This window comes from Clostridium sp., assembly GCF_016650035.1.
Lineage (GTDB): Bacteria > Bacillota > Clostridia > Clostridiales > Clostridiaceae > Clostridium_AD.
Genome location: NZ_JAENWM010000094.1, coordinates 1 through 13,742, shown reverse-complemented (window position 1 = coordinate 13,742; position 13,742 = coordinate 1). Strand labels below are relative to the sequence as shown.

Below are 13,742 nucleotides of genomic sequence, written 5' to 3'. Positions count from 1 at the left end.
AATAACATTGAGTCACCTGGCAAAAATGGCATAACTACAACTCCTGTTTCTATGAATATAATTAAAAAAATAATCGCGTATGTTAATATTCCATACTGTTGTATTAGTAAAGTTAAATACTCGTCAATATGCATTACTGCATTCATACAGTTCACTAAAATATCAATATATCCCCTTTCATTACTTGAAGTTTTTATATATTCTTATATATTACATAGTATATTTATAAGATTAAAAACAAATTAAAAAAGTCTTAATTTTTGCTTAATAATATAATAGCTTATTAATTTCTATTTGCTACTCACACCCACAGTTTGTTCATATATCCTGTGCTATTTTAATCCTTTTATTTTGACAACAGACAGTATTTTAACAGATTTTACCCTTCTCATTTTAATAAAACCATTGACTAATCATAAAATACAAAGTAAAATGAAATAAATCCAAAATTAAATATCATATAATCAATAAAAAAGCATTGATGGGAAGAGTAGTTATTATGAAGTAGTCAAAGCGAATCAGTGGTGGTGAGAGACTGATACGAATCAAATAATGAAGAACATCCCGGAGCTTCCAAACGAAATTTATTAAGAGTAGTATTGGACGGAGCCAAACCGTTACATATTGGACAGTATCGAATTTATATTAATTCCGTACTGATTAGAGTGAGCTTTTATAAGCTAATTTAGGTGGTACCGCGGAAGTATAGTCTTTCGTCCTAGTTTTATAGGATGAGGGCTTTTTTTTATATTTAAAATTAAGGGGGAATATTAATATGTGTACAATTATGTGTTATACAGGAATAGATATGAAACATGATAAATTTGCAGAGGCATTACAAAGAACCGAATCGAGAGGACCAGATATGACAGAGATTCTTACTTTACCATCTGGTATTTTGGGGTTTCAAAGACTTTCTATTATGGATTTAAGTTTTAGCGGAATGCAGCCATACACAAGAAATACAGATGCATCTATCTGTAACGGTGAAATTTACGGTTTCCGTGAAATTAAAAAGGAGCTAATAGAAAAAGGACATAAGTTTATTTCTGATAGTGATTGCGAAATATTGCTTCCAATGTACTATGAATATGGAGTAGATATATTTTCGAAATTAGATGCAGAATTCGCAATTATCATCTACGATGGAAAAAAGAACAGTTTCATTGCAGCACGAGATCCAATTGGAATCCGTCCTCTCTTCTATGGTTATTCCGAATCAGGTAAAATCATATTTGCAAGTGAAGCAAAAAATTTAGTTGGTCTTACGTACAGAATTATGCCATTCCCGCCAGGACATTATTATGCTGATGGTAAATTCACATGCTACTCTGATATCGCAGCAGTAGAGGGTGATTATTGTGATGATGACTTAGAGGTTATCTGCAGCAAAATTCATGATAAATTCGTAACTGCTATAGAAAAACGTATGGATGCTGATGCTCCTGTAGGTTTCCTCTTAAGCGGAGGCCTCGACAGTTCCCTCGTATGTTCAATTGCTCAAAAAATGTATCCTTCAAAACCAATTAAAACCTTTGCTATAGGTATGAAGGGCGATGCAATTGACCTCAAATATGCACAAGAAGTTGCAGATTACATTCATAGTGATCACACCACTATATATATGACAAAAGAAGAAGTGCTTGGATCACTCGATCAGGTCATTAAACTTCTTGGAACCTACGATATTACCACAATAAGAGCAAGTATGGGAATGTATTTGATTTGTAAGAAAATACACGAGATTTCTGATGTCAGAGTGCTTCTAACCGGTGAGATTTCTGATGAGTTATTTGGATATAAATATACTGATTTTGCTCCAAATGCAGAAGAATTTCAAAAGGAATCACAAAAGAGAATCAGAGAGCTTCATATGTACGATGTACTTCGTGCAGACCGTTGTATCAGCTCAAATTCTATAGAAGCGAGGGTACCATTCGGGGATTTAGATTTTGTAAAGTATGTTATGTCCATCGACCCTGAAAAGAAATTAAATAAATACAACATGGGTAAATACCTTTTGAGACGTTCGTTTGAAGGTGATTATCTACCAGGAAATATTTTATATCGTGAAAAAGCAGCCTTTAGCGATGCTGTAGGGCATTCTATGGTGGACTATTTAAAAGAATATGCAGAAGACTGCTATACAGATGAAGAATTTGAAAAACTATGTAAAAAGTATAAAAATAATTCTAAACCATTCACAAAAGAATCATTGTTATACAGAGAATACTTTGAAAAATATTATCCATTACAAGCAGAAATGATAGTAGATTTTTGGATGCCAAACAAAGAATGGGAAGGTTGTAATGTAACCGATCCTAGTGCTAGAATGTTATCAAATTATGGTGCCAGTGGTAAATAATAAAAAATATTGAAAGGGATTTCTAAGTATGGGAGTCCCTTTTAATTTGCTTCATTAGAGTGAGAAATAATAGTATTTAAATCTTTAAAATTTAAATAAAAGTGGGGGTATATATTATGAAAATTAAAGAGAAGATTGAGAAATTAAGAATATTAATGAAGGACCTCAAGGTATTAGAAAACAAACTGATAATATAAAATTAGAAAAGAACATGGTTATTACTAATGAACCTGGAATCAATAAAGAGATGCTAGCTGAAAGCGAGATACATTGGTTAAACAACTATCATAAAGATGTATACACAAAACTTGCTCCTTATTTAGATATAGAAGCGAGGGAATGGTTATAGGACGAGACTAGAGAGATTTAAATAGCATCGTCCTATGGACTAAATTAATAATAAAGTATAAAATATAAATGATACCAAAATCTATATTAGGGGGGCTTTAAAATGGGTAAAATTTTAAAGGCTAGAAAAGATTTAGAACAATCACTTACTTGGGATTTATCTGCTATTTATGCAACAGAGCAGCAGTATAATTTAGCTGTAAAAGAACTTCAAGGACTTATTATTCAGGTGGAAAAAAATTATAAAGAAAAGCTGAATACAGCAAACAATATTAATCAATGTTTGGATAAAGTGAGAGAGATAGTTAAGCTTATGACTCTTACAGGAACTTACGCAGAGCTTGCAGTTTCAGTGGATCATACTAATAATGAAAATCAGGACAGATTCATGAAATTTATGAATATAGCATCTGGCATAAACAGCAGAATAAGCTTTGTAGACAGTGAGATAATACAAGCAGATGAAAGAATTATTGAGGATGCAATAATTGAATCAAAGGAGAATAGCAATTATTTAAAGGATATAAAAAGAGGTAAGGCACATGCACTTCATCCAGAAGTTGAAAGAGTATTAGCTGCTTTATCGGGAACATTAGAGGCTCCTTTTAGCATTTATGAACGAGCTAAGCTTGTGGATATGAATTTCAATAACTTTACTGTTGACGGAGTGGAGCATCCAATTAGTTTTGGACTTTTTGAAGATGAATGGGAATATGAAAATGATACATTGATACGTAGAGCTGCGTTTGAAGCTTTCTACTCTAAATTAAGGGAATATCAGCATACTGTAGCAGCAGCTTATCAAACTCAAGTGCAAAAGGAAAAAACAATAGCAACGCTTAGAGGGTTTGATTCCGTTATAGACAGTTTGTTATTCTCTCAAAAGGTAGATAGGCAGTTATATAACAGGCAGATAGACTTAATTATGGAGAAGTTAGCACCTCACATGAGAAAGTATGCAAGGCATCTTCAGAAGATACATAAATTAGAGGAAATGACCTTTGCGGATTTGAAGATTGCTGTTGATCCAGGCTACGAGCCTAGTATAACAGTAGAGGGGTCTAAGAAATATATTGAGGGAGCCTTATCTATACTAGGAGAAGATTACCTTACTATGATTAAAAGAGCCTACGATGAAAGGTGGATTGACTTTGCACAAAATGAGGGGAAAGCTACAGGAGCCTTCTGTGCCAGTCCTTATGGGAGTCATTCGTTCATTTTAATTTCTTGGGCTGAAAAGATGGCTGAGGTCTTTGTACTAGCACATGAGCTTGGACATGCAGGACACTTCAATTTATGTAATGAAAGTCAAAATATATTTGATACAGAGGTATCAACATATTTTGTAGAAGCACCATCTACAATGAATGAAATGCTCATGGCAAATTATCTTATGAAAGATAATGATGATCCTAGATTTAAGAGATGGGTTTTATCCTCAATGATAGGAAATACCTATTATCATAACTTTGTGACTCACCTTTTAGAGGCAGCATATCAAAGAGAAGTATACAATGTAATTGATGAAGGTGGAAGCGTTCAGGCTACTAAGCTAAATGAAATAAAAAGAAGTGTACTTGAAAAGTTCTGGGGAGATGACGTGAAAATAAATGATGGAGCAGAACTTACTTGGATGAGACAGCCTCATTATTACATGGGACTTTATCCTTATACTTATAGTGCAGGACTTACTATAGCAACAGAAGTTAGTAAGAGGATTTTAAATGAAGGCAAGCCAGCTATAGATGATTGGAGAGAGGTACTTAAAGCAGGCTCAACTAAAACGCCAGTAGAACTTGCGAAAATGGCTGGAGTAGATATAACCACAGAAAAACCACTGCTTGATACTATAGAACATATTGGTAATATAATTGATGAGATAATAAAGCTTACTGAGGAAATAGAAGGCTAAGTAGATAGCTTAATTAAATATTACTATATTTAAGGAAAGGTGGCATGCTATGAAAAAATCTACAAAAAAAAAGTTGATTTTATCACCTGTTATTTTAATAGGGATCTTCATCATATTCTTTGTTGTTTGGACAAGTAATTATTATAAAGCTACAGAACAAACATTAGCTGTCTTTCAATCTGAAAATGATATAACTATTGAAAATGGAAAGTATATAACTTTCACCCCGAAAACTGCTACAGATACTGGTTTTATTTTTTATCCAGGTGGAAAAGTGGAAGAGGAGGCCTATGCATCTCTTTGCAAAAGAATTGCCAAAGAAGGTTATAAAGTAGTGATTGTTCCAATGCCATTTAAACTGGCTGTTTTAGGTAAAGATAGAGCAACTAATGTACTAGATGCTTATCCTGAAATTAAAAATTGGGCTATAGGTGGACATTCTCTTGGTGGTGTAATGGCAGCTAATTATGCATACACAAACCCTATAAGTATAAAAGCATTAATTTTATATGCATCTTATCCACAAGATAGTAATAATATGTCCAATCAAAATATTGAAGTCCTCTCTGCTTGGGGCTCAAAGGATGGCGTCGCAGATATAAATAAAATTAAAGCAGCTGAAAAATTGTTGCCTAAAGATACGGTGTTTCAGAGCATAGAGGGTGGAAATCATGGACAGTTTGGCAATTATGGATTTCAAAAAGGTGATAACATCTCAAATATAACTACAAGTAAGCAGCAGCAAATAGCAGTAAAAAGCACTATAGATATACTTGAGAAAATATCTGAATAGTTGCAACATCAACATATTTTAGTTATAAAAAGCATAGTTTATAAAGAAATCATTTTAAACTGAAAAGGATAATTATGGGTAATTTTCTTTCTAATATGTCATATAGCTTTCTTATTGCGTTTGGAGTAATGTTTGGATCTTGTACATTTGCTGGAATAGGTGCCATTTTAAATAATCATCCACCTTTAAAGACTATGTTAGATTTAGCCAGTTCTATTAAAATATGGGCTGTGGCTATTGCCTTAGGGGGAACATTTTCTTCTTTTCAAGTTATAGAAGAGGGGCTTTTTAAGGGAGAAATAAAATTAATGCTAAAGCAAATAGCATATATTTTAGCAGCACTATTGGGAGCAAATGTAGGGTTTTATACCTTGAAGCTCCTAGAAAGATGTGGCGAATTATGGACAAAGTAAAAAAAGAAGGATATTTTCTGTTTTTCGCTACAGGATTTATAATAGGTGGTATTATAGGGATTATAGCTCTCAGCTGCTTAATAAGTTATAGAATAGATGAATACCATCATTCTATTAGTGCTTTAGAAGCTCTAGTTGAAGATAAAGATGCTCGCCTTGAAAAACTGGAGGAGACCATTAATAAAAAAAGATTAATTGTGAAAAAAATAGAGGTTACTCTAGAGAATGAAGAAGATGAACTAGCAAGAATAACATTACAAAAGCATATAAAAGAAAAAGTTGATAAGATCGTTGGCAAGGAAGTAGACAAGATAGATGCTGACATGATGTGGGAGATTCTAGACAAGAGAATAATGAAAATAAAAGATAGGGAATATAGACTAAAGGTTAAAAAACTTGTTATTTCAGAAACAGTCCATATTTGGATAGAAATATGGACTGATAGTTAAAAGGGGCATACCATTGAAAGTACTACTATTTATGCTATTATATTTTCCACTCAAGTATCTTATTAAAAAAACTCTTTAGTTGCTCTGATTTAGGGAATTCGAATATTTCAGAGCTTTTACCACTCTCAATTATTTTATTATCTGATAAATATATGGCCTTTTCACAAGCATTTTAGCAAAACCCATTTCATGAGTTACAATTATAGTTTTTAGACCATCATTTTGAAGCTCACCCAACATATCTAGTACTTCCGAAGTATACTCGGGATCAAGGGCTGAGGTTGGTTCATCCAGTGGCTATTAATCTAATTGTACAACAATCTAAACTTAGGGATGCTTCAAGAAAAATAATGAATATTACTGAAGTCCAAGGCCTAGAAGGAGATATTGTAGTGCTTTAGGATATTTTTATGTTCAAGCAGAAGGAAGATTTAAAAGATGGGAAAATAGTAGGAACATTGGTTAGCACAGGTATTAGACCAAGTTTTTATGAGCGTTTTGAAGCATATGGCATAGATGTCCCTGCTTCTATATTTAACATAGAGGAGTGGTAAATATGAAGGAAACAGTAATTTTATTATGGTTTATTTGTATATTCATGATTATTACAGGCATATTATATTACTTTCTTCTATTAGATAAGAAGTACAAAAATTTTAAACACAAAAAGGTAAAGGTTAATAAAGACAGGAATTCATTAAAAATATGCAATGAGTTAATACGTAAAAGACTAAGTGGGCAACTTGCCAGTGAAAAAAAACAAAAATTGAATCAAATGATTATGAGTGCAGGGGTGACCTTAAAGCCAGAGGAATATATAATGATAAGAGTGTTTCTGGCAGTAGTAGTTGGTAGTGTGCTTTATTTTATTTCTACTAAAATACTACTACTACTACTACTACTACTACTTGTGGGGGCCATTGGTGGATATATATATCCTATGATATGGTTGAAAAAGAAAGTGAAAAAAGGATAGAAAAGTTTAATAGTTGATTACCAGATATGATTAGCACTTTAATTTAAGGTCTGGATACAGTTTTACACAAGCTATGAAAACAGTCTCTGAGGATTGTGAAGCTCCTATTAATGAGGAGATTTTAATTTTACTTAAGGAATTAAACTATGGTATTACAATGGAGGAGGCGCTTAATAATTTAAACGCAAGGATGCCTAGTGTAGAATTAGAGATTATGATACAAGCTACACTTATTCAAAGGCAGGCAGGTGGCAATTTATCTAATATTCTTGAGATTATTGTGCAAACTATAAGGGAAAGAAATAAGCTGGATAGGCAGGTTAGGACTTTAACGACCCAAGGAAGGCTTTCAGGTAAAGTTATAGGGGGTCTACCTATTGTTCTAGGGTTTATTTTATATTTGTTTGACCCTGAAAATATGACTGATTTTTTTGGCAATTTTTTGGTAAAATAGCAATATCAATTGGTGTTATATCTGCAATAATAGGGTATATAATTATCAACAAAATTACAAAAATTGAGGTGTAAAAAATGGTGATCATATCTTTTTCATTTACAATAATACTTATTGGATTATTCGCTTTTGTGAGAAGCCTTGAGAGGCATTCAAAGATGGAAAAAAGACTAAAGTTTTTTGCAGCGTTAGCGGATGAAACTATAGAAGAAAAAGAGCAACAAATGCCTGTGTGAAAAGTGAAAACTGGAAAACTAAGAAGTTATTTTAGCAAAACAGTATCTTCACAAAAGGAAGAACAGATACAAAAAAACTTCTTCAAGCAGGAAACCCCTTTGATATGACTGTAGCAGATTTTGATATGATAAATAATATTTTAAGGGTAGCGTGCCTTTATTATTTGGTGGTTATGCTATATTATTAGGAGCAAATATAGCAAAAATATTTATTTTTATGCTTGTGGGATTTTTATTACCCTTTAAAGCTTTTAATCTCTATATAAATAGTAAAACAAAAAAAAGATACAAAAAAGCTCTTAGGGAACTTCCTGATTTTCTTGACCTTCTAACTATAAGTGTTGAGGCCGGATTAGGTTTTGATATAGCCTTAAACAAATTAATAGCAAAGAGAAGTGGTGTATTAAGTTCAGAATTTTTTATATATCTGGAAGAAATGTGTCTTGGAAAGGCAAAAAAGGAAGCACTTATTGGAGTTAAGGAGAGGTTAGCTTTTGATGAGATGAAATCTTTCATAAACAGTATAATTCAGGCTGACAAATTAGGAGTAGGAATTGTACAAACGCTTAGGATAAAGGCAGAAGATGAAAGAGATAAGAGAAAACAAAGGGCGGAAGAACAAGCAATGAAGGCATCTATAAAAATACTATTTCCTTTAATGTTTTTTATTTTTCCTAGTATATTTATAATTATATTTGGACCAGTTACCGTGCAGCTTATGTCAGCATTTAGTAAAGTGAAATAAGCACTAATGATAAAATATGTCCCCTTAAAGTTAAATTCACTTTAAGGGTAATTTTATATTTATAAAAACTGTAAAATATCTATAATGTGGGGGGATAATGGTGGAAGTTATAAAGATTGAAGGAGTAAAAGAGATGCTTATATTATACAAAGTAACTTAGAAGTTTTTTTACCTCACTATCCAATATTTATAATAAATATTGAAAAGGTTCTTTATAAGTTTATAGAGGAACTTGAAGTGAGTGATAGCCTTTTATTTAGATTAACAATAGCAAGGGAAATAGATTTTACTGGGATTTCAGTTATGCTTAAGGATAAAATCACTGAAGATATTTTAATTGATAATATTATATCATTAAGCAATTTGATCCATGGTATAGATGAATATATGGTTAAAAACTGCAATCTAATAATAGATACAGAGGATAATGATTTAATTAGTGAAATTACTCAAGCTCTTATATACTTGGATATTGAGCTTGATGTTATGATGAAAAAAGAGAAAAGTGATAGAAAAACACTTAATGCATTTAGGAGACAATTTGATAAAATAAGAGTGGCAGTAGTTAATGGAGAGAAAGCTCTATACAATTTAGATGTTATTGATGAATTTTTACATGAAAAAAAGCTTTATTAAATACTTTTAATGATATTGAAAATGACTTAAAGAAAGCTAGGGATTGTAGCTTAATAATTTACGTGAGGGCTACTAAAAAGGCAGGAAAAAGTGTAATAGTAAATTCATTTTTAAATGAACAATATGCACCCACAAGTTTGGAGATACCTACACCTAATACTTGTATTTATAAAAAAAGTAAGGATGGCAATATCAGACTATTATATGGTGAAGCAGACATTCTATTTAGAAGCCCTGATGATGTGTATAAATATACATATAATGAATTTAAAAGGGCACAAAATGACAAAGAACATGGATATACATTATACGGATGCTAACAATAGCTTTACTTCCTTCACTGTTATTGATACCCCAGGTAGTAATTATTCATTAGCTAAAGATTCCTCAAGTGGAGAAAATATTCATAAAAATATTACATTCAAATGGATAGAAAAATCTGATGTAGTATTATTTTTAATAAATTATTCTAGCTATCTTTCCACCGATGAGGATGAATTATTAAAAAGTATAAAATTAGAATTTGAAAAACATAACAAGTTCTATTCTCTAGTTGTTGTAGTGAATAAGCTAGATGATATGTTTATAAGCGAGTGTGAGAATAAGTCTGTTGTGAGATTTTTAGATTATATAAGATGTAAACTTAATGATTTAGGATATAGTGAGTTTGTAGTAATGGGAACCTCAGCAAGATCATACTTTGATATAATTAAAATTTGTAGAATTGATAGTGATATAATAAAGTCTTTAGGAGAAATGGAACCAATTGGAAAACTTAAAGGTTCTCAGCTTAGAGCAAGATTAAAGACCTTAAAGGAAAATTCATCGGAAAAAATGAGATGAGTACATTAAGCTTTATAGATGATCAATTAGAAAAGCTAGAATGTTTTTATGGATTAGTTGATTATGATTTAAACACTTTAAAGGAAAAAAGTGGTGTGCCAAGTCTTATAAATTATACTACTTATATATCAATACAGAAAGCACACATGGAGGTGTATGGGCCGCTTATTAGAAGTATAGATGAAAAGTATTTAAAAGTTAAGAATAGAGGCATTTTACATAGTTTAATGGATTTGAAAAAAGATATGATTGATGAAATCCAAGAAAATGGAATTATGCTTCAAAATATCACTAATAGTTTTGAATCTATTAAACGGGATATGGAAGAAAAATTAAGTTTTGAAAGCTTTAAGTCTAACTTCATAAATATTATTCAAACATCTGAGGATAAAGAGCTTAAGCATGTATCAAATTTATGTAAAAATAAAATTGATGAATTTTTTATGAAACTAATGTTGAAGAATTCTGAGCAGTTAAGAAATCTTAAAAATAAAACTATGGATATAGATTTGTCTATAAACAATAGAAGACTTAATGAAGCAATAGATACAATAACCGAAAAATTTCTGAAGGAATTAAATATTGAATTGGTAATAAAGCATATTCAGCTGAAGGATGCAGAAAGTAAAATGAAGGGTCTCATGCAGACGTTTAGTGAGATAATTAGAAAAGAGTATAATTTGAAGGATTTCAATATTGAGGTACCCAAAATAGATCAATATTATAAAAAGATGTTACAAGTATATATACCAACAACTTATAATACAGATAGCATTGTAAAAGAAAAATTACTTAATACCATACAAATAATGAATACTGCCAGTGTTATTAACTACTAAGATCAAATCTATTAAATTGTGTAAATGATTATAAAAGTCAGATAGATGAATTCTTTAAAAGTATGAAAACTACTTATGAAAGTATTGTTTCTGATGTATTTAAAGATTTATCTGATTCAAAGGTGAATATAGAGAAACAATTAACACAATTAGATATAAATCTTCACTTTTATAATGAAATTTATAGAATTTCTAAAGATTTTATAATTGAGTGGAATATAATCAGAGATGTGAATTAAAATAATTGAACCACATTGGTAACACCATTGTAAGCAACTAACATATATTATATTGAATAAATAATATATATTAGTTATTAATTCTAGTTTTAAATTATCTTTCTTTTCAAAAATCTTTAAATAGATTACGATTCAAAAAAATTGAGAACCTAATGGCCATAATTTTGATTATATTTATAAATCAAGAGAGGCAAAATCAAAACAGTAGGAGGGACTCAAAATGTCGGAAATACAAAAAGTAGAAGTGGTAGTTAGCAAGAAATGGTATTTGAGCAAAACTATTTATGTAAACTCAATTATGTTAGTAGGAGTTATGGCACAACAAATTGCTGGGAAAGATATAATTACACCTGAATTACAAGTAGTTATTTTATCTTTAGTTAATTTGATTTTAAGGAGTATCACAAAAGAAAATATAACGTGGTAATATAAATTAAACCTAAGATTAGTGTAAAAGCTAGTCTTAGGTTTTATTTATATCATTTTATTTTATGTGGATTTTATCATTTTTTGTGACAACAATATACCTATAGTACATAAAACTATTACAAAATAAAAGATAGAATGATAATTCTTAAAGAGATCTATTAGTAATCCTGACGACGACACCCCAATAATAGCTCCTATGCCATATGCAGTAAAGACAACACCATAATTCTGACTATAATGTTTTGTTCCATACATAGCGAGAGTTGAAGTTGGAGCAATAGCTAACCATCCTCCAAGATTAAACCAAAATATTGAAAATGCTATAGTAAATAAGAGTAAACTGCCTTCATTTGCCATTAGCATTAATAATGATGCCGTAATAATTAGTCCGTAAGAAATTAACATGGCTTTTTTAGACGAAAATTTATCCGTAAGTAAGCCGAATATAGGTCTACCTATTCCATTAAAAATTGCAAATACCGTCATTAATAAAGCTACTGTTTTTGGGGATAACTTTATGAGTTCTACCCCGACATTACTTGTAATTCCAATTAACATTAGGCCGATCATTGTTCCAATTATAAAGTTGAAATACAGTCCTTTAAAATTTTGGGATTTAATCATTTTAGCAGTATTAGTATCATTTATATATTGTTTTGTGTTTGAAGTTGTTTGAAGGCTTTTATTTTCTGAATCTGTAGGATATCTAAATGGATATGAAAGTAAAGGTATTATTATCCCAAAAGATATTCCTAATATGAGGAAAGTTTTTGTTATCCCATAATTTTCTATTAAATTTCTTGCAAGTGGAGCTGTTATAAGTGGTGATAACCCAAATCCTATAAGTATAAGACCTACAACTAATCCTTTTTTTTCAGGAAACCATTTTGCTACTACCGTCATAGGAGCACCATAAGCTATACCCATTCCTGCACCAATTATAACCCCATACGTAATAGTTAAAACATACACATTTGGTGCATATGCAGATAATATCCAACCTAATGCAACAAGAACTGCACCCAGTGAAATAATTATTCTAGGGTTGTATTTGTCTAAAAATTTACCTGTTAAAAACATGAAAAGCGCGTAAAATGCTAAAGAAATCATGTAGGGAAGTCCGCTTTGAGCAGAGCCTATATTAAATAATTTCTCTATAGGGAGCCTAAAAACACTCCATGAGTATACAGTGCCTAGGCACATCATAATTATAATTCCCAAGAAAACATATATCCATCTTTGCCCTAACTTAATATCACTCTGTTTAATTGCCTTTTGCATCATTTACTCCCCCAATTTTCTTTAAATGTTTCTCTTGCATTCATATTTTCACACTTCCTTTTTATTAAAAATAAAAAAGCCAATAGCAAAAACTCCTCTATGAGAGTTATTGCTATTGGCTTACCCCTTGACTGGTCATTAACCCTTCAATGCGTCTTCCAACACTAGTTTATAATGTTATTTCAATGTCTCGGTCTGCAACTATAGCGATAATCTTTTCGCCTGTTTTGGTGCTTATATCAGAGTATGTGCTTACTATATTAACATCAAGTACAGATTTTATAGTTTCTTCTAAACTTTCTCTAGCATTCTCAAACAAAGCAATCCTTACTTTTTTTATTAGATCAATGCCATCCTTAGTTTGAGCCAAGTTTTTTTCTGATTTACTTAAAAATCCGTTAATCCTTACTATTATTAAATCTTGAAAGATAATTGTCCGAATTTTTTCTGGACCTCTACCCATGTAGTCAACCTCAAATTTACTAATTGCTTCGCTTAATTTCGCTTCAATTTGTCCTTTTGTCATTGAAAACCTCCATATATCATTAAGTCAGTCTAATAGGTTATTAATTTAAACAAACCTTTGATATGATAAGTAATTGTAGCATGCTTAACTATAATTGTAAATGATAATATATATGCATTCAGAGCTGAAGCATGATTTTTTTTAAAAGCACTAATTTAACTTAAAATTATAAATTACTATTACTATTTGTGATTCGCAGATTTTTTTATATAATATTGCTGATAAAATAAGTTTCAATTCATTTTCATAGTTCACTTT

General features: G+C 30.9%; 18 protein-coding genes, 1 pseudogene and 1 other annotated feature. Of the genes and pseudogenes, 17 read left to right on the top strand and 2 right to left on the bottom strand.

The features are described from left to right. Positions 1-469: 469 nt before the first annotated feature. Positions 470-724: a binding site (T-box leader), on the top strand. 51 nt (positions 725-775) lie between these two features. From asnB to JJD95_RS16975, 17 genes and pseudogenes are all read left to right on the top strand, one after another. Continuing rightward, positions 776-2,365, top strand: coding sequence for an asparagine synthase B (gene asnB / locus JJD95_RS17055; protein WP_291644220.1), 1,590 nt, complete (start codon positions 776-778; stop codon positions 2,363-2,365). Between the two features lie 211 nt (positions 2,366-2,576). Beyond that, positions 2,577-2,714, top strand: a complete 138-nt coding sequence (locus JJD95_RS17050) for a M24 family metallopeptidase C-terminal domain-containing protein (protein ID WP_291644219.1) — start codon at positions 2,577-2,579, stop codon at positions 2,712-2,714. 102 nt (positions 2,715-2,816) lie between these two features. Next, a complete protein-coding gene (gene pepF, locus JJD95_RS17045) occupies positions 2,817-4,625 on the top strand; it encodes an oligoendopeptidase F (RefSeq protein ID WP_291644218.1) in 1,809 nt (602 codons plus the stop codon). 49 nt (positions 4,626-4,674) lie between these two features. Further along, positions 4,675-5,418 carry an alpha/beta hydrolase gene (locus JJD95_RS17040; protein WP_291644217.1) on the top strand — a complete coding sequence of 248 codons (744 nt, stop codon included), beginning with the start codon at positions 4,675-4,677 and terminating at the stop codon, positions 5,416-5,418. Between the two features lie 74 nt (positions 5,419-5,492). Then, positions 5,493-5,831 carry a YtrH family sporulation protein gene (locus JJD95_RS17035; RefSeq protein ID WP_291644216.1) on the top strand — a complete coding sequence of 113 codons (339 nt, stop codon included), beginning with the start codon at positions 5,493-5,495 and terminating at the stop codon, positions 5,829-5,831. Then, on the top strand, positions 5,819-6,280 hold the full coding sequence (locus tag JJD95_RS17030; RefSeq protein WP_291644215.1) for a hypothetical protein: 462 nt from the start codon (positions 5,819-5,821) through the stop codon (positions 6,278-6,280). Before JJD95_RS17035 ends, JJD95_RS17030 begins: the two co-directional genes overlap by 13 nt. A gap of 410 nt (positions 6,281-6,690) precedes the next feature. After that, complete coding sequence (locus JJD95_RS17025; RefSeq protein WP_291644214.1) at positions 6,691-6,834, top strand: hypothetical protein; 144 nt, start codon at positions 6,691-6,693, stop codon at positions 6,832-6,834. A 2-nt stretch (positions 6,835-6,836) separates the two neighbouring features. Continuing rightward, positions 6,837-7,256, top strand: a complete 420-nt coding sequence (locus JJD95_RS17020) for a hypothetical protein (protein WP_291644213.1) — start codon at positions 6,837-6,839, stop codon at positions 7,254-7,256. Positions 7,257-7,311: 55 nt separating this feature from the next. Beyond that, positions 7,312-7,710: pseudogene (locus tag JJD95_RS17015) on the top strand (type II secretion system F family protein); the annotation flags it as partial. Positions 7,711-7,787: 77 nt separating this feature from the next. Beyond that, positions 7,788-7,946 carry a hypothetical protein gene (locus JJD95_RS17010; RefSeq protein ID WP_291644212.1) on the top strand — a complete coding sequence of 53 codons (159 nt, stop codon included), beginning with the start codon at positions 7,788-7,790 and terminating at the stop codon, positions 7,944-7,946. A gap of 151 nt (positions 7,947-8,097) precedes the next feature. Beyond that, positions 8,098-8,691: a type II secretion system F family protein gene (locus JJD95_RS17005; RefSeq protein WP_291644211.1), complete on the top strand. Its 594-nt coding sequence runs from the start codon at positions 8,098-8,100 to the stop codon at positions 8,689-8,691. A gap of 237 nt (positions 8,692-8,928) precedes the next feature. Further along, a complete protein-coding gene (locus JJD95_RS17000) occupies positions 8,929-9,327 on the top strand; it encodes a hypothetical protein (RefSeq protein WP_291644210.1) in 399 nt (132 codons plus the stop codon). Between the two features lie 62 nt (positions 9,328-9,389). Then, the gene (locus JJD95_RS16995) at positions 9,390-9,647 is read left to right on the top strand and encodes a hypothetical protein (RefSeq protein ID WP_291644209.1); all 258 of its coding nucleotides are present in this window, start codon (positions 9,390-9,392) and stop codon (positions 9,645-9,647) included. Continuing rightward, complete coding sequence (locus tag JJD95_RS16990; protein WP_291644208.1) at positions 9,610-10,170, top strand: GTPase; 561 nt, start codon at positions 9,610-9,612, stop codon at positions 10,168-10,170. Before JJD95_RS16995 ends, JJD95_RS16990 begins: the two co-directional genes overlap by 38 nt. After that, on the top strand, positions 10,167-11,009 hold the full coding sequence (locus JJD95_RS16985) for a hypothetical protein (protein WP_291644207.1): 843 nt from the start codon (positions 10,167-10,169) through the stop codon (positions 11,007-11,009). Before JJD95_RS16990 ends, JJD95_RS16985 begins: the two co-directional genes overlap by 4 nt. A 62-nt stretch (positions 11,010-11,071) precedes the next feature. Further along, entirely contained in the window at positions 11,072-11,248 is a 177-nt protein-coding gene (locus JJD95_RS16980) for a hypothetical protein (protein WP_291644206.1), read from the top strand. A gap of 220 nt (positions 11,249-11,468) precedes the next feature. Beyond that, positions 11,469-11,675 carry a hypothetical protein gene (locus JJD95_RS16975; protein WP_291644205.1) on the top strand — a complete coding sequence of 69 codons (207 nt, stop codon included), beginning with the start codon at positions 11,469-11,471 and terminating at the stop codon, positions 11,673-11,675. Between the two features lie 62 nt (positions 11,676-11,737). On the opposite strand, the gene JJD95_RS16970 is transcribed toward JJD95_RS16975, so the two are convergent. Both JJD95_RS16970 and JJD95_RS16965 read right to left on the bottom strand, forming a co-directional pair. Further along, positions 11,738-12,961, bottom strand: a complete 1,224-nt coding sequence (locus JJD95_RS16970) for an OFA family MFS transporter (RefSeq protein WP_291644204.1) — start codon at positions 12,959-12,961, stop codon at positions 11,738-11,740. Positions 12,962-13,127: 166 nt separating this feature from the next. Then, the gene (locus tag JJD95_RS16965) at positions 13,128-13,484 is read right to left on the bottom strand and encodes a DUF2294 domain-containing protein (protein WP_291644203.1); all 357 of its coding nucleotides are present in this window, start codon (positions 13,482-13,484) and stop codon (positions 13,128-13,130) included. Between the last annotated feature and the right edge of the window lie 258 nt (positions 13,485-13,742).

Bases quoted from the DNA above. Each gene is read 5' to 3' on its own strand.
- asnB (WP_291644220.1), top strand. From the start codon at position 776: ATGTGTACAATTATGTGTTATACAGGAATAGATATGAAACATGATAAA.
- JJD95_RS17050 (WP_291644219.1), top strand. From the start codon at position 2,577: ATGGTTATTACTAATGAACCTGGAATCAATAAAGAGATGCTAGCTGAA.
- pepF (WP_291644218.1), top strand. From the start codon at position 2,817: ATGGGTAAAATTTTAAAGGCTAGAAAAGATTTAGAACAATCACTTACT.
- JJD95_RS17040 (WP_291644217.1), top strand. From the start codon at position 4,675: ATGAAAAAATCTACAAAAAAAAAGTTGATTTTATCACCTGTTATTTTA.
- JJD95_RS17035 (WP_291644216.1), top strand. From the start codon at position 5,493: ATGGGTAATTTTCTTTCTAATATGTCATATAGCTTTCTTATTGCGTTT.
- JJD95_RS17030 (WP_291644215.1), top strand. From the start codon at position 5,819: ATGGACAAAGTAAAAAAAGAAGGATATTTTCTGTTTTTCGCTACAGGA.
- JJD95_RS17025 (WP_291644214.1), top strand. From the start codon at position 6,691: ATGTTCAAGCAGAAGGAAGATTTAAAAGATGGGAAAATAGTAGGAACA.
- JJD95_RS17020 (WP_291644213.1), top strand. From the start codon at position 6,837: ATGAAGGAAACAGTAATTTTATTATGGTTTATTTGTATATTCATGATT.
- JJD95_RS17010 (WP_291644212.1), top strand. From the start codon at position 7,788: ATGGTGATCATATCTTTTTCATTTACAATAATACTTATTGGATTATTC.
- JJD95_RS16990 (WP_291644208.1), top strand. From the start codon at position 9,610: ATGACAAAGAACATGGATATACATTATACGGATGCTAACAATAGCTTT.
- JJD95_RS16985 (WP_291644207.1), top strand. From the start codon at position 10,167: ATGAGTACATTAAGCTTTATAGATGATCAATTAGAAAAGCTAGAATGT.
- JJD95_RS16980 (WP_291644206.1), top strand. From the start codon at position 11,072: ATGAAAACTACTTATGAAAGTATTGTTTCTGATGTATTTAAAGATTTA.
- JJD95_RS16975 (WP_291644205.1), top strand. From the start codon at position 11,469: ATGTCGGAAATACAAAAAGTAGAAGTGGTAGTTAGCAAGAAATGGTAT.
- JJD95_RS16970 (WP_291644204.1), bottom strand. From the start codon at position 12,961: ATGATGCAAAAGGCAATTAAACAGAGTGATATTAAGTTAGGGCAAAGA.
- JJD95_RS16965 (WP_291644203.1), bottom strand. From the start codon at position 13,484: ATGACAAAAGGACAAATTGAAGCGAAATTAAGCGAAGCAATTAGTAAA.